Here is a 25,093-nt window from a genome sequence, read left to right on the forward strand (position 1 = left end):
GCTCGATCGCGACCAAGGGGAGATGGACCGTTGAAGCTTCTTCGAGTGGGTACGGCGGGCTCCGAACGCCCCGCGCTGCTGGACCGGAACGGGACTTTGCGTGACCTTTCGGGCCTCGTCACCGACATCGACGGCGAGCTCCTCGCCGACGCCTCGGCACTGGCACGCGTGCGGGAAGCGGCGCAGACGCCCGACGTCCTGCCCCCGCTCGACGCGGAGGGCCTGCGGGTCGGGCCGCCTCTCGGGCGGATCGGCAAGATCGTGTGCATCGGGCTGAACTACCACGACCACGCGGCCGAGACCGGGGCGGCGATCCCGGAAGAGCCGATCCTGTTCTTCAAGGCCCCCGACACCGTCGTCGGCCCCGAGGACACGGTGCTGGTGCCGCGCGCCAGCCGGAAGACCGACTGGGAGGTGGAGCTCGCCGTCGTGATCGGCCGAACCGCCCGCTACCTCGACTCCGCCGAGGAGGCACTCGGGCACGTCGCCGGATACGCGACCTCGCACGACGTCTCCGAGCGCGAGTTCCAGATCGAGCGCGGCGGCACGTGGGACAAGGGCAAGAACTGCGAGACCTTCAACCCGCTGGGCCCCTGGCTCGTCACGGCGGACGAGGTGCCCGACCCGCAGGCACTGCCGCTCAAGCTGTGGGTCAACGGCGAGCTGAAGCAGGACGGCACCACGGCCGAGCAGATCTTCCCGGTCGGCGAGGTCGTGCGTTATCTGAGCCACTTCATGACGCTCTACCCGGGCGACGTCATCAACACCGGCACCCCGGCGGGCGTCGCCATGGGCCGGCCCGAGCCGAAGCCGTATCTCCGGGCGGGAGACGTGGTGGAGCTCGAGATCGAGGGACTGGGGCGCCAGCGCCAGGAGCTCAAGGACGCGTAAGGGCCTCTCGTCCGGAGCGAAGGCCCGGGGAACGGCTGCGGGGCGGGCCGCCGGGATCACCCGGCGGTCCCGCCCCGCACCGCTGTCAGGCCTGGGGTCGCGTCATGAACTGCTCCAGGGCCTCCACGACCAGGGCGTGGTCCTCGGCCTGCGGGAGCCCCGACACGGTGACCGAGCCGATCACGCCGGCGCCCTCCACCGCGATCGGGAACGAGCCGCCGTGCGCGGCGTACGTGTCCGGGTCCAGCCGCGAGGACTCCTCGAACGTGGTGCCCTTCGCCCGGAACCGAGTCCCGACCAGGTAGGAGCTCTCCCCGTACCGCTCCACCACCTTCCGCTTACGCTCGATCCAGGCGTCGTTGTCCGCGCTCGAACCCGGCAGCGCGGCGTGGAACAGCTGCTGGCCGCCCCGCCGGATGTCGATCGCGACCGGGGCGTGGCGCTCGCGGGCCAGCGCGACCAGCAGGCCGCCCAGCGCGTACGCGTCGTCGTAGCCGAAACGCGGCAGCGTCAGTCGCCGCTCCTGCGCGATCAGCTCGGAGATGGTCGGAGCGTCGGTGCTCATGCGTGCTACTCCTCGTCGTGGTGGGGCAGAAGCGTCACGGACACGCCCTCACGGGCCGAGCGCCGCGCCGCCTCCAGGACATCCAGTGCGGCGGCGGCCTGCAGAGCCGTCACCGGGTTCTCGCCCTTGCCGCTCAGGGCCGAGGCCACGGCCGCGTAGTACGCGGGATAGTCGCCCGGCAGTGTGCGGACCGGGTCGCCGCCACCGGTCAGCGGGGACTCACCGGAACCGATCCGCCCCCACAGCTCCTCCGGCTCCTCGCCCCACGGCGCGCCGGCCGCCGGACGCGCGCCCTCACGCAGCGCGGCCTCCTGCGGGTCCAGGCCGTACTTCACATAGCCCGCCTTCGAGCCGAGGACCCGGAAACGCGGGCCGAGCTGGGCCGTGGTGGCGCTCATGTAGAGGTGCGAGCGCACGCCGTCGCGGTGCGTGATCGCGATGAAGGTGTCGTCGTCGGCCGCCGCACCCGGGCGGCGTACGTCGGACTCCGCGTACACCTGCACCGCCGGCCCGAACAGCGTGAGCGCCTGGTCGACGACATGGCTGCCCAGGTCGTACAGCAGCCCGCCGATCTCGTCCGGGTCGCCCGACTCGCGCCAGCCGCCCTTCAGCTGCGGACGCCACCGCTCGAAGCGGGACTCGAAGCGCTGCACCTCACCGAGCTCGCCCTCCTCGATGAGGCCGGTCAGCGTGAGGAAGTCGTTGTCCCAGCGGCGGTTCTGGAAGACCGAGAGCAGCAGCCCCCGCTCCTCGGCCAGCGCGGCCAGCTCACGGGCCTCGGCGGCCGTGCCCGCGAGCGGCTTGTCCACGACCACCGGCAGCCCCGCCTCCAGCGCCGCCCGCGCGAGCGGGACGTGCGTCTTGTTCGGCGAGGCGATCACGATCAGGTCCAGCTCGTCCGCGCGCGGCCACAGCTCGTCGGGCGAGGCCGCGAACCGCACGCCGGGGAACTCGGCGCGGGCCTGCGCCCGCCGCTCCTCGTTCGACGTGACGACCGTGTCGAGGACGAGGCCCTCGGTCGCGGCGACCAGCGGGGCGTGGAAGACGGAACCCGCCAGGCCGTAGCCGACGAGCCCGACGCGGAGAGGAGCGTTGGCAGTCATGCGATCCACTTAAGCAACGCTGTTGCCAAAGTGCAAGCTATAGAGACAATGGTGCGGTGAACAGGAGCAACAGCAGGAGCGGCGGGGCGAATCTCCCGGCGCTGCGCCACCACAACGCGTCGCTCGTCCTCGACCTGCTGCGTGTCGCCGGTGAGCGGGGCATCAGCCGGCTGGAGCTCGCCGAGCGCACCGGGCTCACCCCGCAGGCCGTCAGCAAGATCACCGCCAGGCTCCGCGCGGAGGGCCTCGCCGCCGAAGCGGGCCGGCTGGCCTCCACGGGCGGCAAACCCCGCACCGTCCTGCGCCTGGTCCCGGACGCCGGATACGCCGTCGGGCTCCACCTGGACCGTGACGAACTCACCGCCGTCCTGACCGATCTCGCCGGCACCACGGTCGCCACCCGCACCTTCCCGCTCGACCTCGGAGCCCCGGCCGCCGAAGTCCTCGCGACGGCCGCCCACGCGGTGCAGACGGTACGGGCAGAGGGCCCCCAGGGCCTCAGCATCGCAGCCCGGCAGGTCTTCGGCGTGGGTGCCGCGCTGCCGGGCCCCCTGGACCACCGGGGCGGAGTGCTGCACCGGGTCACCGGCTTTCCCCAGTGGGACGGCTACCCCCTGCGCGACGCCCTCGCCCGGCACATCGGACTGCCCGTCGTCGTCGACAAGGACACCAACGCCGCCGCCCTCGGCCTCGCCCTGCGCGAACGCGCCGACGCCGACTTCGCCTACCTCCACCTGGGCACGGGCCTCGGCGCCGGTCTCGTCCTCGGCGGGGCCCTGCACCGAGGAGCCCGTACCGGCGCCGGAGAGTTCGGCCACCAGACCCTCCAGCTGGACGGCCCCCCGTGCGGCTGCGGCGGGCGCGGCTGCATCGAGGCGCTCTGCCTGGCCGCCGCCGCCCGCGGCGACATCGCGGAGGCCGCCAGGGTCCTCGGGGCGGGGGCCGCCAACCTCGTAGGGCTGCTCGACATCGACCGGGTCGTCCTCGGCGGCCGTACCGTCGCCGCCGACGAGGACGCCTACCTGAGCGGGGTCCGCGCCGTCATCGAGGAGCGCGCCCGGCGCGAGGGCGTCCCCGCCGCCGTCCCCGTAACCGTGGCCGGCGGCGGGGACCGCCCCGTCGCCGAGGGAGCGGCCCAGCTGGTCCTCGCCCCGCTCTTCGGCCGGGCGGGCGAGGCCGAAGAGCGGTCCGGGCGGGGCTGATCGGGCGGTTTCCGACGCCCGTACGGGCGGTGTCGCCCGCTCGGCGGTGGCCGCCCACGCGCGCGCGTGGCAGCGTCGTCCCCGGCAGCCGGCCTCCCCGCGCCGGTCGTTCGCGAGCAGCGAAGGGTGTTCTCCCATGCCCCTCAAACCCCCCGCGCGGTCACGCGACGGCCGTGTCTTCTCCACCCTCGGGACGTTCGGGCTCGCGGCCGGATTCGCCGTACCCGCCGTCCTCCTCGGCGGTACCCAGGCGGACGCGGCGCCCGTGGCCCCCACCTCGGTCGTCGCCGACGACCGGCAGCCCGTCTGCGGTGAGCCGGACGCAGAGAGCTTCCCGATCGAGACCCGGATCCACGGCGGCCCGGACACCTACGCCTCCGGCGGCGGCTACGGAATCTGGTACCTCGACCTCACCAACACCACGGCCGAGCCGTGCCGGGCCATCCACCCGGTGCTGGTGCTCACCGACGAGGACCGCACGCTCACCCCCGCCCGGATCCAGCTGGAGTTCTCCGAGGAGTCCGACCCGGACACGCGGCACCGCGTCTCCTGGGAGACCACGGAACGGCACGAGCAGATCGGGGTCTTCGGCGGCGGCGAGGACGACGACTTCCCCGGCTTCACCGTGCCGGCGGGGGGCACCGTCACCGTCCAGGTCCGGATGGCCTTCACCTCGGACACCGAGCCCGGACGGGTCACGGCCAACGCGGCCGTCGTGCAGCGGCTGGCGGCGGTGGAGCGGCGCGGCGACGACGGTGACTGGGTGGGGGAGTCGGAGGACTACACCTTCGACGTCGTCGAGGGAGACCTCGACGGGGGGACCGACCTGGAGCCCACCGGGCCCGGGAAGGACGCCGACGAGGAGAGCGGTACGGAGACCTCCGAACTGGCCCGCACCGGGCAGGAGGACCAGGCCGCCGCGGCCGGACTCGCTGCCGGTGTGCTGCTCGCCGGCGGTGTGGCCGCCCTGGCGGGCGCACGCAGGATCCGTCGCGTACGGGCCTGACCTGGGCCTCCCCGCGGGCGAGTGCGTCGAGGGACCGGGAGCCGGCCCCGACCGGCTGCCCGCGTCCGGTCGGTTCCGGCCGGTGGAGCGTGCGGCCTAGGATCAGGGCGTCGGCGCTGCACAACGCGGTGCCGCCGGCGTCCAGCACCCCGAGTGCACAGCGCGTACGGCAGGAGCCCGTCACATGGCAGAGCGCAAGCCGATCGAATCCTGGCTGACCGACATGGACGGGGTCCTCATCCACGAGGGCACACCGATCCCCGGGGCCGACGCCTTCATCAAGCGGCTGCGCGATTCCGGGCTGCCGTTCCTGGTCCTCACCAACAACTCCATCTACACCGCCCGCGACCTGCACGCGCGCCTCAAGCGCATGGGTCTGGACGTGCCCGTGGAGAACATCTGGACCTCCGCCCTGGCCACCGCCCAGTTCCTGGACGACCAGCGGCCGCGCGGCACGGCGTACGTCATCGGCGAGGCCGGGCTCACCACCGCGCTGCACGACATCGGCTACGTCCTCACCGACCACGAGCCCGATTACGTCGTGCTGGGAGAGACCCGGACCTACAGCTTCGAGGCCCTCACCAAGGCGATCCGGCTGATCAACGGCGGTGCCCGCTTCATCTGCACCAACCCGGACGAGACCGGCCCGTCGGCCGAGGGGCCGCTGCCCGCGACCGGCTCGGTCGCCGCGCTGATCACCAAGGCCACGGGCAAGGCGCCGTACTTCGCGGGCAAGCCCAACCCGCTGATGATGCGGACCGGGCTCAACGCCATCGGTGCCCACTCCGAGACCTCCGCCATGATCGGCGACCGGATGGACACCGACGTGCTGGCCGGTCTGGAGGCGGGGATGCAGACCTTCCTGGTCCTCACCGGCCTGACCACGGAGGACGACATGGACCGGTACCCCTTCCGGCCGTCCACGGTCGTCGACTCGATCGCGGACCTCGTCGACCTGGTCGATCTGCCCCTGACGTAACCCGACCGGGCTACAGCGGATGCGGGGTGCCGCCCGGAGCGTGAACCTTCACTCAGGAGGTTTACGATGCGTTCACTGCCCCTCACGTTCTGTGCCGCGATCGTGGCCGGGACGATAGCCCTTCCCGCGTCCGCCGCGCAGGCCGATTCCAAGTCCGACGACTCCAGGGACGAGAAGCGTTCCGGGACGGTCTCGGTCAGCCCGTCCCGTGTCTCACCCGGCGGGGAGGTGGAACTCCGGACCGATGCCTGCGGCAAGGGCAGGTCGGCCCGGGGTAACTCCGAGGCCTTCGCCTCCGAAGCGCGCTTCGAGCGGGGTGACGGCAAGGAGCTCGTCGCCGAGGCCCGGATCCGCTCCGACGCCGCCCCCGACGACTACGAGGTCTGGGTGACCTGCAAGGACGGCCACGGCAAGGCCACCGGCACGCTCACCGTCGTCCATCACAGCCGCCCCTCGCCCGTCGCCCCCGTGAGGGCCGGCGGCGGAGGGACCGCGGTGCTCGCCGAGGAGGCCGCCGACGAGGGCCCCGGCACCCGGCACGCGGTGATCGGTCTCGGACTGGGCGCCGTCGCGGCCGTCGCCGTCGCGTTCCGCAGCGCGCGACGCCGCCGCCCGGCGCAGCACTGACATGTCGGCCCCGGACCGTCCCGCCGGGACCGGACGGCTGCTGACCGGTGTCACGTGGGCCGTTCTCCTGCTGGGACTCTGGCTGTGGGGCCGTGCGGCCACAGCGGGGAACTCCGCCCCGACGACAGGGGACGTCGCGGCGGTCGGCCGCCCCCTGGGTGTGCCGCTGCCCCCGGCGCACGACCCGCTGGACGGTGCCACGCCGCAGCGGGTCGAGATCCCCTCCATCGGGATCGACGCGGACCTCGTGAACCGCGGGCTGGACGACGAAGGGGCGATCGAGCCCCCGCCGTTCGAGACGCCGGGCGCCGTCGGCTGGTACGCCGAGGGCACCGAGCCCGGCACGGAGGGCGCCGCGCTCTTCGTCGGCCATGTCGACACCGAGACGAAGCCGGCCGTCTTCTACGGGCTCAGCGCCGCGAGACCGGGCGAGAAGGTCCGGGTGAGCCGGTCCGACGGGAAGATCGCCGAATTCACCATCGACGACGTCCAGGTCTTCACCCGCGAACGCTTCGACGCACAGAAGGCGTACGGGCCCCGCAAGGACGGGCGGGCGGAGCTCCGGCTGATCACCTGCGGCGGTACGTACGACCACAAGTCCCATGCGTACACGGCCAACGTCGTCGTCTCCGCGTACCTGACGGCGGAGAAGGGCGTGGAGAAGGACGGCTCGAAGAGCCGCGCATGAACGGCAACCCGGCCCGGTCGGCGCCCGCTCCCCCTCGGAGCCGCCGGCCGGGCCGGTCCTCCACCACGGTGTCCGGACCGCGGGAGTGACCCGGGCACGACGCGGGAGGTCGGGTCGTTCGCACCGGGACGACACTGTAGGCCGACGGCGCCCCGCACTCGGAGTGTTTTCGGCAGGATGTCCGGATCCGGGCGGGGCCTGGCCCGCGCCACCGGGCAGCCCGGCGGGTCCCGAGGCGTTCCGTCAGAGTGCGGCGGTCTCCAGGACGGCCTTGACGAACGCGCGCACCTTCGGGGTGTTTCCCGTGGCCGGCCAGAGGAGTCCGTACTCCACCGGCGGCGCGTCGCGGAACGGGACGTAGACGATGTCCGGGCGCGAGTAGTACTGCGCCGCGCGGTGGGAGGTGGGGGAGACACCCTTGCCCGCGCCGACCAGGGCCAGCACCTCCTGCCAGGCGGTGGTCGACGGGCCGCGCGGGATGGGCCGGCCCTTCGGGGTGTGGCGGGGGTAGTGGAGGTCGAGGAAGTACGAGGGCTGGCCGGTGATGGTGACCAGCGGTGCCTCCGCGAGGTCCTCCACGGAGACGGTCTCCCGTTCGGCGAACGGGTGGCGGGCGGGAACGACGAGTGCGCGGGGCTCGGAGAAGAGCACCGGGCCGTTGACGATGTCGGGCTCGTCGATCGGCAGCTCGCTCAGCTGGATGTCGCGGCTGCCGTCGCGCAGCGGCCCGAGGGGATCGTTCAGCTGGGAGTCCTGGATGTGGACCACGCAGTCGGGGTGGCGGGTGCGGAACGTGTCGGCGGCCGCCACGACGAGGTTGCCGGCCCAGGCGGCCGAGTAGGCCACGCGGAGTTCCCCGGAAATGCCCTGGCCGGCTGCGGCCGCGGTGGCCAGGGCGTCCTGGATCTGCTGATAGCCGACGGCGAGGCCGTCCCTCAGCTGCCGGCCGACGTCGGTCAGCTGGACGTTGCGGCTGGTCCGCTTGAACAGTTCGGCGCCGATGGCGCGTTCCTGCTTCTTGATGACCTGGCTGACCCGGGCCGGAGTGACGCGCAGCCGGTCCGCCGTACGGCCGAAGTGGAGCTCCTCCGCCAAGGCGAGGAAGATCTCGATCTCCCGCAACTCCACGCTGTCCGACCCCGATTCATGAAGTGCTGTGTTAACCGGCGTTGCAGGATACGTCGTTGATTCACCTTCCCGTACTGCCGATGCTTGACCAGAGGGCAGTCGGCCACGAGGAAGGAGCTCAGCGCATGAATATCATCGCGTCGGCGGTGGTGCTGGCCGTCGGCGATCCGGCGGCATCGAGCCGGTTCTTCACCGACCATCTGGGGTTCCGGGAGGTGCTGGCGGCCGAGGGCGTCATCCACCTCTCGCGGGACGACGCGGCCAGCGACCTCGTCGTACTGGAATGTGGTCCCGAACCGCGTTCCCGCCGGGAGCAGTCAGGCATGCAGCCCGAGGTGCGGGTCTGCTTCACGGTCACCGACCTCGCCGCCGAACACCAGCGGCTGCGGCGGGAGGGCGCACGGATCCTGGAACCGTTGCGCCAGGAGCCGTGGGGCGAATGGATGCTGCAGCTCGTCGACCCCAACGGCGTGGTGATCCAGATCGTGGAGTGGGTGCCGCCCGCCGGCGCCTGAGGCCCCTCCTTTCCCATCCCGCGAGCTCCCCACTTCCGCGAGCTCCGCGACTCAACTGATTTCCCTGACACTTCACCCCGAACGGGAGGGCTCCATGCCTTCATCTGTCATGCCCACGATCGGTCGGCCCGGTGGTCAGCGGCCGCCCGCCGCCATCTCCGCCGTCGGTCTGCGCAAGTCCTACGGGGACAAGACCGTCCTCGACGGCATCGACCTGCACATCCCGGCCGGCTCGGTCTTCGCCCTGCTCGGCCCGAACGGGGCGGGCAAGACCACCGCCGTGAAGATCCTCTCCACGCTCGTCACCGCCGACGGCGGGCAGGCGCAGGTCGCGGGCCGCGATCTGGCGACCGACCCGCAGGCGGTGCGGGCCGCGATCGGTGTCACCGGGCAGTTCTCGGCGGTCGACGGTCTGATCACCGGGGAGGAGAACATGCTCCTGATGGCCGACCTGCACCACCTCTCCAAGGCCCAGGGGCGGCGCACCACGGCCGAGCTGCTGGAGCGGTTCGATCTGGTGGAGGCGGCGAGGAAGCCGGCCTCCACCTACTCGGGCGGTATGAAGCGCCGTCTGGACATCGCCATGACGCTGGTCGGCGGCCCGAGGATCATCTTCCTGGACGAGCCGACCACCGGTCTCGACCCCCGCAGCCGCCACAACATGTGGGGCATCATCCGCGGGCTGGTGTCCGAAGGGGTGACGGTCTTCCTCACCACCCAGTACCTGGAGGAGGCGGACGAACTCGCCGACCGCATCGCCGTGCTCCACGACGGCAAGCTCGCCGCCGAGGGCAGCGCCGACGAGCTCAAGCGAATCGTCCCCGGCGGACACATCCGGCTCCGCTTCACCGACCCCGCCGCGTACCGTTCCGCCGCCTCCAGCCTGGGCGAGGCCGCCCGGGACGACGAGGCACTCGCACTGCAGATCCCCAGCGACGGCAGCCAGCGCGAACTGCGCGCCGTCCTCGACCGGCTGGACTCGGCCGGCATCGAGGCGGACGAACTCACCGTGCACACCCCCGACCTCGACGACGTGTTCTTCGCCCTGACCGGCCCGGCCGGTGTACCCAGCCAGTCCAAGGAGACTGTCCGATGAGTTCCCTCTCCCTCGCCGTGCGCGACTCGTCCACCATGCTGCGCCGCAACCTGCTGCACGCCCGGCGCTACCCCTCGCTCACCCTGAACCTGCTGCTCACCCCGGTCATGCTCCTCCTGCTCTTCGTCTACATCTTCGGCGACACGATGAGCGCGGGCATCGGCGGAGGAGACCGCTCCGACTACATCGCGTACCTGGTCCCGGGCATCCTGCTGATGACGATCGGCTCCACCACGGTCGGTACCGCCGTGTCCGTCTCCACGGACATGACCGAGGGCATCATCGCCCGCTTCCGCACCATGGCCATCCACCGCGGCTCCGTCCTCATCGGGCACGTCGCCGGCAGCGTCCTGCAAGCGGTCATGAGCGTGGTCCTCGTCGGCGCCGTCGGCGTGGCCATCGGGTTCCGCTCCACCCAGGCCACGGCCGTCGAGTGGATCGCGGCATTCGGGCTGCTCGTGCTCTTCGCCCTGGCGCTGACCTGGATCGCCGTCGGCATGGGGCTGGTCAGCCCGAACGCCGAGGCCGCCAGCAACAACGCCATGCCGCTAATCCTCCTGCCGCTCCTGTCCAGCGCCTTCACCCCGGTCGAGTCGATGCCGGGCTGGTTCCAGCCGATCGCCGAGTACCAGCCCTTCACCCCGGCCATCGAGACCCTCCGGGGCCTCCTCCTCGGCACCGAGATCGGCCACAACGGATGGCTGGCCGTCGCCTGGTGCCTGGGTCTGGTGGTGCTCGGCTACGTCTGGTCGGCCTCGAGGTTCAACGACGACCCGAAGTAACGCCAGGCGCAGATCTCGATGCGCTGCTCGGATGTGCCGCGCAGAGGCGGACATGAGCGAGGCCCCCTCACACTCGGTGAGGGGGCCTCGCTGTTGCGTGCGCCGTCAGGGACTCGAACCCCGGACCCGCTGATTAAGAGTCAGCTGCTCTAACCAACTGAGCTAACGGCGCCTGCTGACCTGAAGAACTTTACCCGATGTCCAGGAGTGCTCCTGACCAATTCCTCTTCGGTACGGCCTGTCGGATGGTCGTTTTGTCTCTTTAATCCGTCACCATGAGATATGCCCGGAAAGTTGAGATGCGGAAGATCTGGACGACTGCCGAGGGGAAGAGGAGTCGCATGACCGTGCCGGTCTTCGAGGAGTACGAACCCGCTGCCGACTGTGGCTGTCCGGGCTGCGCGCAACGACGCCGTACGGCCGCCGCGCTACCCGTGCGGCACGGCGGCCACCCGGCCGCGTACGGTGCGAGGCGGGCGCTGGTGCTGGTCACCGCGGCGGGGGTGGTCCTGTCCTGCGGCGCAGGTCAGGCCGCCACCGCAGCCGGGCGGGACGCCCGCGGCGGCACGGTGACCGACCCCCAGCCGGTCACCCCCCAGGGCACGGTGGGCCCCCTCAACAGCGACGGATCCTCCGGGCCGCCCTCCGCCCCGGACACGGCGCCGCGCACGACGACACGGACCGAGATCATCAACCGCGCCAAGAAGTGGGTGACGGCGAAGGTCCCGTACGACATGGCGGCGTACTGGTCGGACGGCTACCGGCAGGACTGCTCCGGCTTCGTGTCGATGGCATGGAACCTCGGCAGCAACGAGTGGACCGGCAGCCTCGCCACCTTCGGGACGAAGATCGCCCGGGCCGACCTGGAGCCCGGCGACATCCTCCTCTTCCACAACCTGGCCGACCCCGCGGTGGGGTCGCACGTCACGGTCTTCGGCGGTTGGACCGACCACACGCACAGTCACTACCTCGCGTACGAGCAGACCCGCCCGAACGCGCGGAAGGCGACGACGCCGATGGCGTACTGGAGCAACTCCTCGAAGTACGTGGCCTACCGCTACAAGGGCATCGTCACCGGCGCGGGCGGCAGCGGCTCGGCCACCCCGTTCCCCGGGGCCGGGAAGTTCGGTCCCGGCGCCGACAACGCGCATGTGACCCGGCTCGGGCAGCTGCTCATCGCTCAGGGCGGCAAGCGCTTCTACAAGGAGGGCGCGGGGCCGCGCTGGAGCGACGCGGACAAGCGGGCGACCCAGGCGTTCCAGCTGGCGCAGGGGTGGAAGGGCAAGGAAGCGGACGGCGTCCCCGGCCCGGGCACCTGGAGCCTGCTGGTCAAGGGCACCGGCCACAGGATCCCCGCCGCCGGGTCCGGCGGCACCACGGGCGGGGCCGTGGCGTACCCGGGGAAGAGCTTCTTCCGGCCGGGGCAGTCCAGCAGCCACGTCGAACAGCTCGGCGACCGGCTGGTGAAGAAGGGATACGGCGCGCACTACGTGACCGGCCCCGGCCCGCGCTGGACGGAGGCGGACCGCCGCAACGTCCAGGCGTTCCAGCGCGCCCAGGGCTGGAGCGGGGGCGCGGCCGACGGATATCCGGGGCCGGAGACATGGCGACGGCTCTTCGCGTGACGGGTGAAGCGACGGAACGGACATGACGGAGGCGGGAATGCGGTCAACGGAGAACGTACGGGGCGAGTGGGACGAGCTGGGCGAGCGGGAGACGCGGGTGATCGTGCCCGGTCCCGGCGTGGGGGACGCGCAGGGAGAGGGGCCTGTCGAGGTGCTGCCGGTGGCGGTTCCGGAGCCGTCGGCCGAGCCGGCCGGGGACGGGGCGCACGCGGCCGCGGCTCCTGCGGTGGACGTGCCGGCGGCGCTGGAGGACGACATCCCGGCGGACCTGGGGCCGGCCCTGGACGCCGTCGCCGTGGTGGGCCGGGCGGTACCGGCGGACGGCGGGGGTGTTCCGGCGGACCTGGACCTGGACCCGGACCTGGACCTGGGGCTGGGGCTGGATATGGAGCCGGAGCCGGAGCCGGAGACGGAGCCGGAGACGGAGCCGGAGACGGCGTCCGGTCCGAGGGACCTGGGCTTCGACCTGGACCTCGACCTGGAGCCGTGGCTCGGCTCCGAGCCGGCGCGTGACTCCGAGCCCTTGGGGGCGGAGCCGGAGACGTGTCTTCTGCCGCCCGTCCCGGAAGCGGTCGTCGGGGCGGACTCCGGGACGGCGCCCGCCCCGGCGGACCAGGACGCCGGCGAGGGGGAGCGGCCGCCGGATCTCCGGAAGCCCGAGCCCGGCCGGTTCCGGCCGGCCGGCGGAGAGGGTGCCCCGGTCACGCTCACCGTCGGTGCCGCGGACCCGGTCGCCTGGTGGGGGGCCGGGCGCCGGCAGCCCGTCATCACCACCGAGACCACCGCGCCCATCCCCGTACACCTGCTCTTCCGCGACGACGACCAGGGCGACAGACCCGCCGGTGCGGGGACCGGCACCGCGCGGCGGTCCGACGTGCGCCGTGCACCCCTGCCGCGGTCCCGCCGGACGCCGGTGCCCACCCGGCCCGCACCCCTCGCCGACCCCCGGCTCACCGAGCGGCCCGGGCCCGTACTGCCGGGCTGGGCCGCGCTGTTCACCGCGACGGCCGGGGCGGCTGCCGGACTGGCCGCGCTGTGGTGGCACGGCGCGCTGCCCACAGCCGTGACCGGCCGGCTCGGCCTCGGGGCACGGCCGTACGACGGCATCGGCACCGGGACCTGGGCGCTGCTCGCCCTCGTGGTGGCGGTGGCACTGTTCGCGCTCTGCGGTCTCGGCCGGGGCCGGTCCGGACACGCCTCGGTGCTGACGCTCTTCGGCGACTACCGGGGCAGCGTCCGGCGCACCGGCCTCCTCTGGATCTCGCCGATCCTGCGGCGCCGCCGGATCGACGTACGCCTGAGGCACTGGCGCAGCGAGCCGCTGTCCGCCGTGGACGCGAGCGGCACGGCGCTGCGGGCCGTGGTCCTCGTCGTATGGCGGGTGAGGGACACCGCGCGGGCCACGCTCGGGGTCGCGGACCACGAGCGGTACCTGCGCGACCAGGTGGAGGCGGCGCTGGCCCGGGTCCTCTCGCAGCTCCCCGCCGACGCCTTCCACGAGGACAACACCCGCACCCTGCGCGACGCGGAGGCGGTGGGTGACGCGCTGACCCGCATGCTGAAGGCGGACTGCGTGCCCGTGGGCATCGAGGTCTACTCCGCGCAGCCCACCGGGATCGAGTACGCCCCCGAGGTCGCGGCGGCGATGCAGCGGTGCCGGGTGGCGGCCATCGACGCGAAGCACCGGGACGAGGTGCTGACCTCCGTCGTCGACGCGGTGGACGACACGGTCGGCCGGCTGACCGCGCGCGGCATCGTCGAGCTCGACGCCTACGAGCACAAGGCCCTGGTCAGGGATCTGACGGTGGCCTTCTACACCGGTCGCGGCGGCGGTGAGGGGGCCTGACCGCCTCCGCCTGCGCCGGAGGGCGCGCGGAAACCCGATCCACATTGGTCTGGACATGTTCATGCCGTGTCAATAATCTGGACTTGGTCTAGACCGCACAGCGAGGCGCGCAGCACAGTTCGGATCATCCCCAGAACATCCCCCACGTTCTCGAGGAGCGACACAGCATGCGGAAAAGGGCAAGCGCGGCCGTCATCGGCCTGGCGATAGCGGGCGTCTCCATGTTCGCGACCAGCAGTGCCAGCAGCCATGGCTACACGGATTCCCCCATCAGCCGGCAGAAGCTCTGCGCCAACGGCACCGTCACCGGCTGCGGCAACATCCAGTGGGAACCGCAGAGCGTCGAGGGCCCCAAGGGCTTCCCGGCGGCAGGACCGGCGGACGGCAAGATCTGTGCCGGCGGGAACAGCAGTTTCGCCCAGCTCGACGACCCGCGCGGCGGCAACTGGCCCGCCACCCAGGTCACCGCGGGGCAGGGCTACAGCTTCCGCTGGCAGTTCACCGCCCGGCACTCCACCAGCGACTTCCGCTACTACATCACCAAGAACGGCTGGGACTCCACGAAACCGCTGACCAGAGCGGCCCTGGAATCGCAGCCCTTCATGACGGTGCCGTACGGCAACCAGCAGCCGCCGGCGACGCTGACGCACCAGGGCACGATGCCCACCCAGAAGTCCGGGAAGCACGTCATCCTGGCCGTCTGGAACGTCGCCGACACCAGCAACGCGTTCTACGCGTGCTCCGACGTGAAGTTCTGATCCGGAACGGCACAAAGCACAGTGGGCGGTCTCCCCGGAAGGAGACCGCCCACTGTGGTGTCTGTGCGCCGTCAGGGACTCGAACCCCGGACCCGCTGATTAAGAGTCAGCTGCTCTAACCAACTGAGCTAACGGCGCCTGGTGACTCGAAAATAATACCTGGTCCTCGGGGGTGCTGATGACACCTTCCGCACGCCTCCGTGTGACCCTCCCCGCACGCCGCCCCGTGGTCCTCTCCGACGAGGAGGGGCGGCCGCTCCGGAGTGAAAGTCATTTTCTTTCGTAAGTGATCTTTATTTTTGCGTAGCTCTTTGTAGGGTGAGCTCCGTGACGAAACGACGACTCTCTCAGGTGGCCGAGTACGCGGGTGTCAGCGAGGCGACGGTCAGCCGTGTGCTCAACGGCAGCCCCGATGTGGCGAGCACGACCCGTGAGGCGGTGCTGAGCGCACTGGACGTCTGCGGGATCGAGCGGCCGAGCCGCTACCGGGCCGAGCGGGCCGCGCTCATCGGCCTGGTCGTGCCCGACCTGCAGAACCCGATCTTCTCCGCGTTCGCCGAGGCCCTGTGCGGGCTGCTCAACAAGCGCGGCCTCATACCCGTGCTCTGCACCAGAACGGCCGACGGCGTCTCCGAGGCCCACTACATCGAGATGCTTCTGCGCCAGAACATCGGCGGCATCGTCTTCATCGGTGCCAGTTACGCCGACGCCGGTCCCGAACACGGCCGTGCGCTGCGCGAACGCAGGGTCCCGATGGTGCTCCTCAACGCAGCCGACGAGAACACTGGCGTCGCCCAGGTCAGGGTGGACGACGCGCTGGCGGCCGACCAGGCGCTGACGCACCTCTCGGCACTGGGGCACGAGCGGATCGGCATGATCCTCGGCCCGGTGGGGCACGTCCCCTCCGCCCGGAAGCTAGCCGGCTTCGCCGCCTTCTGCGCGCGCCGCGGTACGGCCCCGGACGACTGGCGGCGGCTGGTGGCGCACGCGCTCTTCACGATGGAGGGCGGTGCCACCGCGCTGCCGCGGCTCCTGGCGGAAGGGGTCACCGGAATCGTTTGCGCCAGCGACGCACTGGCGCTCGGCGCTGTCCGGGGGGCCCGTCGGCAAGGGGTGTCCGTGCCGCGTGACCTTTCGGTGGTCGGGTTCGACGACTCGCCGTTCATGGTGGCCACGGACCCGCCGCTGACCACCGCCCGGCAGCCGATCCAGGCGATGGCCTCGGCTGTCGTGGCCTCACTGGCGGCGCAGATCGACGGCCACGCGGGTGCAAACGAACTGATGATGTTCGACACGGAGCTGATCGTCCGGGGATCGACCGCCGCCCGGCCGCACTGAGGGTCCGGGGCGGGTGTCGTGTTTCTTGCACAAGCCGCCGAGATTACTTTCTTGCGTAGATGCATTGACTTCTTGCGTAACCGGCTTCTACCTTCGGCGCAGCTCAGTGCGCGGGGTCCGACATCCCCGTGGCGGACCTTCAGGAAGGCACGATTCCCATGGTTGGCATGCCCGGCATCAGCAGACGTCAGGTTCTCGGTTCGGCGACAGCGGTCGCCCTCTCCCTCGCCCTCACTGCGTGCGGGGGCTCCGGCTCCTCGCCGTCCGGGGTGGACAAGAACGGCGTGGTCACGATCAGCGTGAACGGCATGCCCGCCAAGACGCAGGCCCTCGACCGCCAGAACTTCATGGAGGACGTCAAGGCCTTCGAGAAGAGCCACCCGAAGATCAGGATCGACGCCCGCGAGGGCCAGATGGACCCGAAGACCTTCGCGGCCAAGCTCGCGGGCGGCCAGCTGGAGGACGTGTACTACGTCTACTTCACCGACCCTGCCGGACTGATCCAGCGCCGTCAGGCGGCCGACATCAGCAAGTACGTCGGCGACGTGCCGTACTTCGAGGACATCGACCCGGCCCTGATGAAGGTCTTCAAGGACGCCGAGGGCAAGACGTACGGCCTGCCCACCGGCAACTACTCGATGGGCCTGCTCTACAACCGCGATCTGTTCGCCAAGGCCGGTCTCGACCCCGACAAGCCGCCGGCCACCTGGGAAGAGGTCCGCACCGCCGCGAAGAAGATCAGCGCGCTCGGTGACGGCACGGTCGGCTACGCCGACTACAGCAAGAACAACCAGGGCGGCTGGCACCTTACTTCGTGGATCTACTCCATGGGCGGGGAGGTGGCCACGAAGCAGGACGGCCGCTGGAAGGCCGCCTTCGACAGCGAGGCGGGCCGCAAGGCGCTCGATGCCCTGCACGACATGCGATGGACCGACAGGAGCATGGGCACCCGCCAGCTCCTCGAGATAGCCGACGTCCAGAAGATGATGGGCTCCGGCAAGCTCGGGATGTACATGGCCGGCCCCGACAACATCCCCACCATCGTCAAGCAGTTCGAGCGCCAGTACGAGGAGTACGGCCTGGCCGCGCTCCCCGGCACGGCGACCCTCGGCGGCGGCGACGGATTCATGTTCAACCCGAAGGCCTCCCCGGAGAAGATCAAGGCCGGACTGCAGTGGGTCCAGTGGAAGTACCTGCGGAGTCCCGAACGCGAGGCGTTCGACAGCAAGAGGTCCAAGAAGACGGGTGTGCCGATCGGACTGCCGCAGCCCCGGCTCTTCGCGGGCGACGCGCAGGCGGAGATCGACAGGATCCACGAGCAGTACGCCAACACCCCGGTCGGGAACTACCAGCCGTTCATCGAGCGGAACGCCAAGGTGGAGACCAAGGTCGAGCCGCCCAACGCCCAGCAGCTCTACACGATCCTCGACGGTGTCATGCAGTCCGTGCTGACCAAGGAGGACGCGGACATCGACGCACTGCTCGCCGAGGCCGCCAAGAAGGCCGACACCGTCCTCGCCTCGGTGAAGTGACATGACGGTGTCCCTCCAACCGCTCTCCGACGCGGGTGAGAAGACCACGGAAGGCGAAGACCCCCCGCCCTCGCCCCGGGCCGGGACCACAACCGGGAACCCCCGGCTGCGCCGTGCCCTGCGCGAGAACCTGGTCGCCTACCTCTTCCTCGCCGCGGGAGTCCTCTGCTTCGCCCTCTTCTCCTGGTACCCGATCGTGCGAGGTGCCCTGCTCGGCTTCCAGCAGGTCACCTTCGCCGAACCGGCCCGGTGGGTGGGCCTGGACAACTTCCGGCGCCTGTTCGACGACCCGCTGTTCCTGACCGCCTGGCAGAACACCGGCTACTTCACGCTGCTCGCCCTCGTGTTCGGATTCGCCGCCCCGTTCGCCACCGCGGTCATCCTGAACGAGCTGCGGCACGGGCGCTCGTACCTGCGCATGACCGTCTACCTGCCGGTCATGCTGCCGCCGATCGTCACCATGCTGCTGTGGCGGCAGTTCTACGACCCGGGCCCCGGCCTGTTCAACAACGCGCTGGAGGTCTTCCACCTGCCGGCCCAGCAGTGGCTGGAGTCGGAGAACCTCGCGATGGTGTCCCTGGTCCTCGTCTCCACCTGGGCCAACATGGGCACCACCACCCTGATCTACATGGCGGCGCTCGGCGGCATCCCCGGCGAGCTGTACGAGGCGGCCGAGCTCGACGGCGCGTCGATCCGGCAGAGGCTGTGGCACGTCACCATCCCGCAGATGCGCTTCATCCTGATGATCACGCTGCTGCTCCAGGTCATCGGCACCATGCAGGTCTTCGTCGAACCGTTCGTCCTCACCGGCGGCGGGCCCGACGACGCGACCGTCACCGTGCTCCTGCTCCTCTACCGCTACGCCTTCGTCTACAACGACTTCGGCCTGGCCAGCGCCATGAGCACGCTGCTCTTCGTGGTGCTCGGCCTCTTCTCCGTCGTCTATCTGCGCCTGACCCGGAGCAAGGGCTGAGAGGAACTGCTGCCATGGCTGCCGAAACCCCCGTACGCACACTGATCGCGCCCGCCGAGATGACCCGGCGCACCGGCCGGTTCCTCTACCGCTTCGTGCTCGTCGCCACTCTGACCGGCTTCACCATCGCCTTCGTCTTCCCGCTCTACTGGATGACGACGGGAGCGGTGAAGTCGTCGTCCGAGCTCGCCGGCCAGAGCCTCAGCCTGTTCCCCGAGAGCTGGCACCCCGAGAGCTACGTGGACGCGTGGACGAACGTCGGCCTCGGCCAGTTCTTCCTCAACACACTGCTGCTGGCCTCCGGGGCCTGGCTGACGCAGCTGCTGGTCGACGTGTCCGCCGCGTACGCCCTGTCCAAGCTCCGGCCCGTGCTCGGCAACGTCGTCCTCGGCATGATGCTGGCGACCCTGATGCTCCCCGTGTCGGCGCTGCTCGTACCGACGTATCTGGCCGTGGTCGACGTGCCGCTCTTCCACGTCAACCTGATCAACACGCCGTTCGCCATCTGGCTGCCCGCCGCGGCCAACGCCTTCAACATCTTCATCCTCAAGCGGTTCTTCGACCAGATTCCCGCCGAACTCCTCGACTCCGCACGGATCGACGGTGCCGGCACGCTCAGGGTCCTGATCTCGGTCGTCCTGCCGCTCTCCCGGCCGGTGCTGGCCGTCGTCTCCATCTTCGCGGTCGTCGGGGTCTGGAAGGACTTCCTCTGGCCGATGCTCGTCCTCCCGGACGAGGCGAAGCAGCCCATCACCGTCGCGCTCAACCGGCTCTCGGAGTTCATGCCGGCCAACCAGCTGTTGGCCGGGATGGTCATGGCGAGCATCCCCCTGCTCGTCCTCTTCCTGATCTTCCAGCGCCACATCATCGCGGGTCTCACCGCGGGCAGCCTCAAGGGCTGACCCACCACCCCCAAGGGAAGGACACACAGTCGTGTCTCCTGCACCAAGAACGCGCTCCCGAGCCGCCGCGCGGTTCACCTATCCCGTCCTTCTGTCCCTGCTCGGCACCGTCCTGTACGGGACGGCGTCGGCACAGGCGGCCACCACCACCCTGGAAGCCGAGTCCGCCCGGCTCTCGGGCGGAGCCGCCGTCTCCACCGAGCACAGGGGCTACACCGGGACCGGCTTCGTCGGCGGCTTCACCGACGCCAACAAGGGCAGTGCTTCCGTGTCCTTCGGCATGACGGCGGAGGCGGCGGGCAGCGGTTCCGTCTCCGTGCGGTACGCGAACGGGACCGGCGCCACGATGACGCTGAGCCTGTACGTGAACGGGGCGAAGGTCCGCCAGGTGAGCCTGCCGGCGACCGCGAACTGGGACACCTGGGCCACGCACCAGGAGACGGTGACGTACGCGAAGGGCGCCAACACCGTCGCCTGGACGTTCACCACCGCCGACAGCGGCAACGTCAACATCGACAACGCCACCGCGGCCACCTCCACCGGTACGGGAGCACCGACGCCCGCCGGCAGCCTCGAAGCCGAGTCCGCCCAGCTGTCCGGCGGCGCCGTCGCGGCCTCCGACCACAGCGGCTACACCGGCGCGGGCTTCGCAGGCGGTTTCACCGACGCCAACAAGGGTTCCGCCTCCGTGTCCTTCGGTGTGAACTCCGCCGAGACCGGGGCCGGTTCGGTCTCCGTGCGGTACGCGAACGGGACCGGCGCCACGATGACGCTGAGCCTGTACGTGAACGGGGCGAAGGTTCGCCAGGTGAGCCTGCCGGCGACCGCGAACTGGGACACCTGGGCCACGCAGGAGGAGGCGGTGACGTACGCGAAGGGCGCCAACACCGTCGCCTGGACGTTCACCACCGCCGACAGCGGCAACGTCAACATCGACAGCCTCACCCCGGCCACCCCCACCGGGCCCACGGACCCGGTCCCCGTCACCCTGACCCACCAGGCCGAGGACGCCTTCGTCTCCGGCGGCCCGGCGAAGGCCACCACCGCCACCGGCTACGAGGGCAGCGCCTACCTCTCCGGCTTCACCGCCACCGGTGCCCGTGCCGTCTTCGCGGTGAACGCCCCCGGCGCGGCGACGTACCCCGTGACCGTGCGCTACCGCACCCCGGGCGCCGACGCGTCCACCGTCACCCTGCTCGCCAACGGCACCACGGTCCGCCGCGTGACCCTGCCCGGCACCGGCGGCGCCTGGAAGAGCGCCGCGACCGACGTCCCCCTGCGCGCCGCGCTCAACCACGTCACCCTGCGTACCGCCGCCGGGGACAACGGGACCCTCCAGCTCGACGGCATCGGGGTCACCGGCTCCACGGCCGGCAGCACCCGGGGCGCCACCCTCCCGTACACCACGTACGAGGCGGAGAGCGGCAGCACCAACGCCACCACCATCGGCCCCGACCGCACCTACCTCACCGTCCCGTCCGAGGCGTCCGGCCGCAAGGCCGTCGTCCTGGACGCCACCGGCGAGTACGTGCAGTTCACGCTGACCAAGCCCGCCAACGCCCTGACCCTGCGCTACTCCGTCCCGGACAACACCGCGGGCACCGGCATCGACACCACGCTCAGCGTCTACGCCGACGGTACCCAGCTCCGCGACCTGCCCCTGAGCTCCAAGTACAGCTGGGTGTACGGCGGTTACCCGTACAACAACGACCCCTCCCAGGGCTCGGGCCACCACTTCTTCGACGAGACCCGCACCCTGCTGACCGCCGGGCTCCCGGCCGGAACGGTCCTGAAGTTCCAGAAGGACGCCGGCGACACCGCCGCCTCCTACACCCTGGACCTCGTCGAGACCGAGACCGCGCCCGGCGCCCTGGCCATGCCGTCCACCGGTTTCGTCTCCGCGACCACGCTCGGCGTCACCCCGAACGACTCGACCGACGACACCGGGGCCCTCAACTCGGCGCTCACGAACGCCACCTCGCAGGGCAAGGGACTCTGGCTGCCCGCCGGTACGTACGACATCTCCGGCCACGTCGACCTGGCGGGGGCCGACCTGCGCGGGGCCGGTCAGTGGCACACCGTGCTGCGCGGCAAGAACGGCAAGGGCGGGCTCTTCGGACGCGGCGGCACCAGCAACGTCCAGGACCTGATGATCGCCGGAGACGTCTCCTACCGCGACGACGCCAACTTCGACGCCGCGGTCGAGGGCGACTTCGGCAACGGATCCACCCTGACGAACCTCTGGATCCAGCACACCAAGGTCGGTCTCTGGATCGACGCACCGACCAACGGCCTGTACGCCTCCGGGCTCCGCATCCGCGACACCTTCGCGGACGGCGTCAACCTCCACAAGGGCACCAAGGCGACCGAGGTCTCCCACAGCAGTGTCCGCAACACCGGGGACGACGGGCTCGCCATGTTCTCCGAGGCCCAGGCCGTCACCGACAGCGTGTTCCGCTTCAACACGGTGCAGCTCCCGATGCTCGCGAACACCGTCGGCATCTACGGCGGCCACGGCAACCGGGTCGAGGACAACCTCCTCGCCGACACGGTCACCGGCTCATCCGGCATCGCCATCAGCAGTCGCTTCGCCCCCGTGCCCTTCAGCGGGACGACGTCCGTGCAGCGCAACACCCTGACCCGTACGGGCGGATACGAGCCCAACTGGCAGAGCAAGCTCGGCGCCCTGTGGATCTACGCCGACTCCTCCGACATCACCGCGCCCGTCCTGGTCAAGGACAACGAGATCCTCGACAGCACCTACAGCGGGCTGCTCATCTCCTGGCAGAAGAACGTCGGCGCGCTCACCGTCGACGGACTGAGGATCGACAAGGCCGGTTCGTACGGCATCGAGATCAACTCCGCGGGCGCGGGGACCTTCTCCGGCGTCACCGTCGCCGGCGCCGCCGCGGGCGGACTCTCCAGCGCGGGTGGCTTCACGATCACCCGGGGCACCGGCAACACCGGCTGGTAGCCCGAACGGTGCGGGCCCGCCCCTGACCTGCGGGCCCGCGCCACCTCATATATACCGAGCAAGGAGTCTCAGTGACCACCCACTGGTGGCGGCACGCCGCGATCTACCAGATCTATGTACGCAGTTTCGCGGACGGTGACGGGGACGGCACCGGCGACCTCGCCGGAGTCCGCAGCCGCCTCCCGTACCTGCGGGAGCTCGGCGTCGACGCCCTGTGGTTCAACCCCTGGTACACCTCGCCGATGGCCGACGGCGGATACGACGTCGCTGACTACCGCGACATCGACCCGCTGTTCGGCACCCTCGCCGAGGCCGAGCGGCTCATCACCGAGGCGCACGAGCACGGACTGCGGGTCCTGATCGACCTGGTGCCCAACCACTGCTCGGACCAGCACATCTGGTTCCGCGACGCTCTCGCCGCGGGGCCCGGATCCGCGGAGCGCGAACGCTTCTGGTTCGTCCCCGGAAGGGGAGAGGGCGGCGAGCTGCCGCCCAACGACTGGACCTCGTACTTCGGCGGCAGCGCGTGGACCCGGGTGACCGAGGCCGACGGCAGCGCCGGGCCCTGGTACCTCCATATGTTCGCGCCCGAGCAGCCCGACCTGAACTGGGAGCACCCCGAGGTGCGCGCCGAGTTCGAGGACGTCCTGCGTTTCTGGCTGGACCGGGGCGTCGACGGTTTCCGCATCGACGTCGCCCACGGCCTGGCGAAGAAGCCCGGCCTGCCCGATGTCGGCCCGGACCCGGACGTCACGGATCTGCCCTACCAGGACTGCGACGCGGTGCACGACATCTACCGCTCCTGGCGCAAGATCCTCGACAGTTACGAGGGCGACCGCACGTTCGTCGGGGAGGTCTGGCTGCCGACCCCCGAGCAGTCGGCGCGCTATCTGCGGCCCGACGAGCTGCACTCGGCGTTCAACTTCGACTTCCTGTGCTGCGCGTGGGACGCCGACGCGCTGCGCCGTGTCATCGAGGAGACCTTCGCCGGGCACGCGCCGGTGGGGGCGCCGCCCACCTGGGTGCTCTCCAACCACGACACGATCCGCCACGTCACGCGGTACGGACGGGAGGACACCTCGTTCGACATGGGCGACAAACGGCTGCTCGACCCGAGCGACCTGGTACTCGGCCGCCGACGGGCCCGGGCCGCGGCGCTGCTGACGCTGTCCCTGCCGGGCGGGGTGTACGTGTACCAGGGCGACGAACTGGGCCTGCCGGAGGTGCAGGACCTGCCCGACGAACTGCTCCAGGACCCCACCTTCGTACGGTCGGGCGGCTCGGACCGGGGGCGGGACGGGTGCCGGGTGCCGATGCCGTGGAGCGGGTCCGGGGCCTCGCTGGGCTTCTCACCCGAGACGTCCGGCGCCGCCCCCTGGCTTCCGCAGCCGGCGGCCTGGTCCGGACTGAGCGTGGCGTCGCAGCACGACGATCCGGAGTCCTTCCTCAGCCTCTACCGCTCCGCGCTGGCACTGCGCAGGGACCGCCTGACCGGCCTGCCGGAGTCACTGGCCTGGGTGGACGCGGGGCCCGGAACGGTGTGCTTCGACCGGCAGGACGGCTTCCGCTGCCTGCTCAACGCATCGGCGACGGCGGTCCCGCTACCCGAGGGTGCGCAGGTCTTGCTCGCCAGCGGCCCGCTCCCGGACGGCACGGTGCCACCGGACACGGCGGTATGGCTGCACCTCTGAACGAGGGCCCTCCTCGATCGGGAACGAGGCGTTCCGGGCTCCCGGAACGCCTCACCCGACGGGGCTAGAGGGCCAGCGACAGCAGAACCGGTGCCGCGCGCCGGTTCAGCGTGGCGGCCGCGGCCCGCAGCCGGTGCGCGTGCTCGATCGGCAGGGAGAGCGCCAGGCACCCGGCCGACGACCCCGCCGTCAGCGGAACGGCCGCGCACACCGTGCCCACGGCGTACTCCTGGAGGTCGAGCACCGGGACCGTCGCCGGCTGGCTGTCCAGCTTGGAGAAGAGCACCTTCTCGTTCGTGATCGTCCGCGACGTCAGCCGTGCGATCCGGTGCCGGGACAGATGGTCGCGCCGGCCGTTCTGGTCGAGCTGCGTCAGCAGACACTTGCCGATCGCGCTGGCGTGCGCCGCCGAGCGGAAGTCGACCCACTCGTTGACGGCGGGCGTGCGGGGCCCGTCGGCCATCTGCGTGACGCGGATCTCCCCGTCGACGTAGCGGCTGACATAGACGGCCGCACCGACCGAGTCGCGCAGCTGCACGAGGGTCTGCTGGAGCTTCGCCTCCAGGGCCCGCCTGCGGGCGGCTCCGGAGCCGAGCTCCAGGAGCGAGGACCCGATGATGTACGCGCCGTCGGCGACCTGCTCGACGTATCCCTCGCGGCGCAGCGTCAGCAGGAGCGGCGTGAGATGCCCCGTCGGCAGCCCCGTCTCCCGGGAGAGCCGTGCCTCGGTCACCCCGCTGCCGTGGGTGGACACGGACTCGAGGACCCGAAGGGCGTACTGCACCGAATGGAACGGCGCCTTCGGCTCGGGCTTCAACGCCACGGTTCCCCCTCCAGGGCATCTGCCAGGTTGTGACCGCAAGCTCACGACC

At 71.0% G+C, this 25,093-nt stretch carries 22 protein-coding genes and 2 tRNA genes; 18 read left to right on the forward strand and 6 right to left on the reverse strand.

The window, feature by feature from the left end:
* Window positions 1-30: 30 nt before the first annotated feature.
* Window positions 31-891: a fumarylacetoacetate hydrolase family protein gene (locus tag ACIQM3_RS13060; protein WP_401623041.1), complete on the forward strand. Its 861-nt coding sequence runs from the start codon at window positions 31-33 to the stop codon at window positions 889-891.
* A gap of 85 nt (window positions 892-976) precedes the next feature.
* On the opposite strand, the gene ACIQM3_RS13065 is transcribed toward ACIQM3_RS13060, so the two are convergent.
* The gene (locus tag ACIQM3_RS13065; RefSeq protein ID WP_401623044.1) at window positions 977-1,456 is read right to left on the reverse strand and encodes a heme-degrading domain-containing protein; all 480 of its coding nucleotides are present in this window, start codon (window positions 1,454-1,456) and stop codon (window positions 977-979) included.
* 5 nt (window positions 1,457-1,461) lie between these two features.
* Entirely contained in the window at window positions 1,462-2,559 is a 1,098-nt protein-coding gene (locus tag ACIQM3_RS13070; protein ID WP_401623047.1) for a Gfo/Idh/MocA family oxidoreductase, read from the reverse strand.
* A gap of 56 nt (window positions 2,560-2,615) precedes the next feature.
* On the opposite strand from ACIQM3_RS13070, the gene ACIQM3_RS13075 reads away from it, so the two are divergent.
* The 5 genes from ACIQM3_RS13075 to ACIQM3_RS13095 all read left to right on the forward strand — a co-directional run bounded on the left by ACIQM3_RS13075 (window position 2,616) and on the right by ACIQM3_RS13095 (window position 7,061).
* Window positions 2,616-3,761: an ROK family protein gene (locus ACIQM3_RS13075; protein WP_401623050.1), complete on the forward strand. Its 1,146-nt coding sequence runs from the start codon at window positions 2,616-2,618 to the stop codon at window positions 3,759-3,761.
* Between the two features lie 136 nt (window positions 3,762-3,897).
* A complete protein-coding gene (locus tag ACIQM3_RS13080) occupies window positions 3,898-4,767 on the forward strand; it encodes a hypothetical protein (RefSeq protein WP_401623053.1) in 870 nt (289 codons plus the stop codon).
* Between the two features lie 184 nt (window positions 4,768-4,951).
* On the forward strand, window positions 4,952-5,746 hold the full coding sequence (locus tag ACIQM3_RS13085) for an HAD-IIA family hydrolase (RefSeq protein WP_401623056.1): 795 nt from the start codon (window positions 4,952-4,954) through the stop codon (window positions 5,744-5,746).
* A gap of 66 nt (window positions 5,747-5,812) precedes the next feature.
* A complete protein-coding gene (locus ACIQM3_RS13090) occupies window positions 5,813-6,373 on the forward strand; it encodes a hypothetical protein (RefSeq protein WP_401623059.1) in 561 nt (186 codons plus the stop codon).
* A 1-nt stretch (window position 6,374) separates the two neighbouring features.
* Window positions 6,375-7,061, forward strand: coding sequence for a class F sortase (locus ACIQM3_RS13095; protein WP_401623062.1), 687 nt, complete (start codon window positions 6,375-6,377; stop codon window positions 7,059-7,061).
* 243 nt (window positions 7,062-7,304) lie between these two features.
* On the opposite strand, the gene ACIQM3_RS13100 is transcribed toward ACIQM3_RS13095, so the two are convergent.
* Window positions 7,305-8,189 (reverse strand): LysR family transcriptional regulator, encoded by an 885-nt coding sequence (locus ACIQM3_RS13100; RefSeq protein ID WP_401623065.1) that lies wholly within the window; start codon window positions 8,187-8,189, stop codon window positions 7,305-7,307.
* A gap of 125 nt (window positions 8,190-8,314) precedes the next feature.
* Here ACIQM3_RS13100 and ACIQM3_RS13105 point away from each other — a divergent pair, with 125 nt between their 5' ends.
* From ACIQM3_RS13105 to ACIQM3_RS13115, 3 genes are all read left to right on the forward strand, one after another.
* Window positions 8,315-8,704 carry a VOC family protein gene (locus tag ACIQM3_RS13105; RefSeq protein ID WP_401623068.1) on the forward strand — a complete coding sequence of 130 codons (390 nt, stop codon included), beginning with the start codon at window positions 8,315-8,317 and terminating at the stop codon, window positions 8,702-8,704.
* A 94-nt stretch (window positions 8,705-8,798) separates the two neighbouring features.
* Complete coding sequence (locus ACIQM3_RS13110) at window positions 8,799-9,800, forward strand: ATP-binding cassette domain-containing protein (RefSeq protein ID WP_401623071.1); 1,002 nt, start codon at window positions 8,799-8,801, stop codon at window positions 9,798-9,800.
* Window positions 9,797-10,582 carry an ABC transporter permease gene (locus ACIQM3_RS13115; protein WP_401623074.1) on the forward strand — a complete coding sequence of 262 codons (786 nt, stop codon included), beginning with the start codon at window positions 9,797-9,799 and terminating at the stop codon, window positions 10,580-10,582. Before ACIQM3_RS13110 ends, ACIQM3_RS13115 begins: the two co-directional genes overlap by 4 nt.
* 98 nt (window positions 10,583-10,680) lie before the next feature.
* Here the strand turns inward: ACIQM3_RS13115 and ACIQM3_RS13120 are convergent.
* Window positions 10,681-10,754 (reverse strand) — tRNA-Lys (locus ACIQM3_RS13120).
* Between the two features lie 169 nt (window positions 10,755-10,923).
* Here ACIQM3_RS13120 and ACIQM3_RS13125 point away from each other — a divergent pair.
* The 3 genes from ACIQM3_RS13125 to ACIQM3_RS13135 all read left to right on the forward strand — a co-directional run bounded on the left by ACIQM3_RS13125 (window position 10,924) and on the right by ACIQM3_RS13135 (window position 14,811).
* Window positions 10,924-12,207, forward strand: coding sequence for a peptidoglycan-binding protein (locus ACIQM3_RS13125; protein WP_401623077.1), 1,284 nt, complete (start codon window positions 10,924-10,926; stop codon window positions 12,205-12,207).
* A gap of 37 nt (window positions 12,208-12,244) precedes the next feature.
* Window positions 12,245-14,053, forward strand: a complete 1,809-nt coding sequence (locus tag ACIQM3_RS13130) for an SPFH domain-containing protein (protein ID WP_401623080.1) — start codon at window positions 12,245-12,247, stop codon at window positions 14,051-14,053.
* A gap of 167 nt (window positions 14,054-14,220) precedes the next feature.
* Window positions 14,221-14,811 carry a lytic polysaccharide monooxygenase gene (locus tag ACIQM3_RS13135; protein WP_401623082.1) on the forward strand — a complete coding sequence of 197 codons (591 nt, stop codon included), beginning with the start codon at window positions 14,221-14,223 and terminating at the stop codon, window positions 14,809-14,811.
* Window positions 14,812-14,875: 64 nt separating this feature from the next.
* Here the strand turns inward: ACIQM3_RS13135 and ACIQM3_RS13140 are convergent.
* Window positions 14,876-14,949: transfer RNA gene (locus ACIQM3_RS13140), tRNA-Lys, on the reverse strand.
* Between the two features lie 189 nt (window positions 14,950-15,138).
* Between ACIQM3_RS13140 and ACIQM3_RS13145 the strand changes: the two genes are divergently transcribed.
* The 6 genes from ACIQM3_RS13145 to ACIQM3_RS13170 all read left to right on the forward strand — a co-directional run bounded on the left by ACIQM3_RS13145 (window position 15,139) and on the right by ACIQM3_RS13170 (window position 24,221).
* A complete protein-coding gene (locus ACIQM3_RS13145; RefSeq protein ID WP_401623085.1) occupies window positions 15,139-16,149 on the forward strand; it encodes a LacI family DNA-binding transcriptional regulator in 1,011 nt (336 codons plus the stop codon).
* Window positions 16,150-16,307: 158 nt separating this feature from the next.
* Complete coding sequence (locus ACIQM3_RS13150) at window positions 16,308-17,681, forward strand: ABC transporter substrate-binding protein (RefSeq protein WP_401623088.1); 1,374 nt, start codon at window positions 16,308-16,310, stop codon at window positions 17,679-17,681.
* 1 nt (window position 17,682) lies between these two features.
* Window positions 17,683-18,654 (forward strand): carbohydrate ABC transporter permease, encoded by a 972-nt coding sequence (locus ACIQM3_RS13155; RefSeq protein ID WP_401623091.1) that lies wholly within the window; start codon window positions 17,683-17,685, stop codon window positions 18,652-18,654.
* A gap of 14 nt (window positions 18,655-18,668) precedes the next feature.
* Entirely contained in the window at window positions 18,669-19,556 is an 888-nt protein-coding gene (locus tag ACIQM3_RS13160) for a carbohydrate ABC transporter permease (protein WP_401623094.1), read from the forward strand.
* A gap of 31 nt (window positions 19,557-19,587) precedes the next feature.
* Window positions 19,588-22,530, forward strand: a complete 2,943-nt coding sequence (locus ACIQM3_RS13165; RefSeq protein WP_401623097.1) for a carbohydrate-binding protein — start codon at window positions 19,588-19,590, stop codon at window positions 22,528-22,530.
* A gap of 71 nt (window positions 22,531-22,601) precedes the next feature.
* Window positions 22,602-24,221, forward strand: coding sequence for a glycoside hydrolase family 13 protein (locus ACIQM3_RS13170; protein WP_401623100.1), 1,620 nt, complete (start codon window positions 22,602-22,604; stop codon window positions 24,219-24,221).
* Between the two features lie 64 nt (window positions 24,222-24,285).
* Here the strand turns inward: ACIQM3_RS13170 and ACIQM3_RS13175 are convergent, their stop codons facing one another.
* A complete protein-coding gene (locus ACIQM3_RS13175) occupies window positions 24,286-25,044 on the reverse strand; it encodes an IclR family transcriptional regulator (protein ID WP_401623102.1) in 759 nt (252 codons plus the stop codon).
* Between the last annotated feature and the right edge of the window lie 49 nt (window positions 25,045-25,093).

This window comes from Streptomyces sp. NPDC091271, assembly GCF_044757505.1.
GTDB lineage: Bacteria > Actinomycetota > Actinomycetes > Streptomycetales > Streptomycetaceae > Streptomyces.

Bases quoted from the DNA above. Each gene is read 5' to 3' on its own strand.
- ACIQM3_RS13065 (WP_401623044.1), bottom strand. From the start codon at position 1,456: ATGAGCACCGACGCTCCGACCATCTCCGAGCTGATCGCGCAGGAGCGG.
- ACIQM3_RS13070 (WP_401623047.1), bottom strand. From the start codon at position 2,559: ATGACTGCCAACGCTCCTCTCCGCGTCGGGCTCGTCGGCTACGGCCTG.
- ACIQM3_RS13080 (WP_401623053.1), top strand. From the start codon at position 3,898: ATGCCCCTCAAACCCCCCGCGCGGTCACGCGACGGCCGTGTCTTCTCC.
- ACIQM3_RS13085 (WP_401623056.1), top strand. From the start codon at position 4,952: ATGGCAGAGCGCAAGCCGATCGAATCCTGGCTGACCGACATGGACGGG.
- ACIQM3_RS13090 (WP_401623059.1), top strand. From the start codon at position 5,813: ATGCGTTCACTGCCCCTCACGTTCTGTGCCGCGATCGTGGCCGGGACG.
- ACIQM3_RS13095 (WP_401623062.1), top strand. From the start codon at position 6,375: ATGTCGGCCCCGGACCGTCCCGCCGGGACCGGACGGCTGCTGACCGGT.
- ACIQM3_RS13105 (WP_401623068.1), top strand. From the start codon at position 8,315: ATGAATATCATCGCGTCGGCGGTGGTGCTGGCCGTCGGCGATCCGGCG.
- ACIQM3_RS13110 (WP_401623071.1), top strand. From the start codon at position 8,799: ATGCCTTCATCTGTCATGCCCACGATCGGTCGGCCCGGTGGTCAGCGG.
- ACIQM3_RS13115 (WP_401623074.1), top strand. From the start codon at position 9,797: ATGAGTTCCCTCTCCCTCGCCGTGCGCGACTCGTCCACCATGCTGCGC.
- ACIQM3_RS13125 (WP_401623077.1), top strand. From the start codon at position 10,924: ATGACCGTGCCGGTCTTCGAGGAGTACGAACCCGCTGCCGACTGTGGC.
- ACIQM3_RS13130 (WP_401623080.1), top strand. From the start codon at position 12,245: ATGCGGTCAACGGAGAACGTACGGGGCGAGTGGGACGAGCTGGGCGAG.
- ACIQM3_RS13135 (WP_401623082.1), top strand. From the start codon at position 14,221: ATGCGGAAAAGGGCAAGCGCGGCCGTCATCGGCCTGGCGATAGCGGGC.
- ACIQM3_RS13150 (WP_401623088.1), top strand. From the start codon at position 16,308: ATGGTTGGCATGCCCGGCATCAGCAGACGTCAGGTTCTCGGTTCGGCG.
- ACIQM3_RS13155 (WP_401623091.1), top strand. From the start codon at position 17,683: ATGACGGTGTCCCTCCAACCGCTCTCCGACGCGGGTGAGAAGACCACG.
- ACIQM3_RS13160 (WP_401623094.1), top strand. From the start codon at position 18,669: ATGGCTGCCGAAACCCCCGTACGCACACTGATCGCGCCCGCCGAGATG.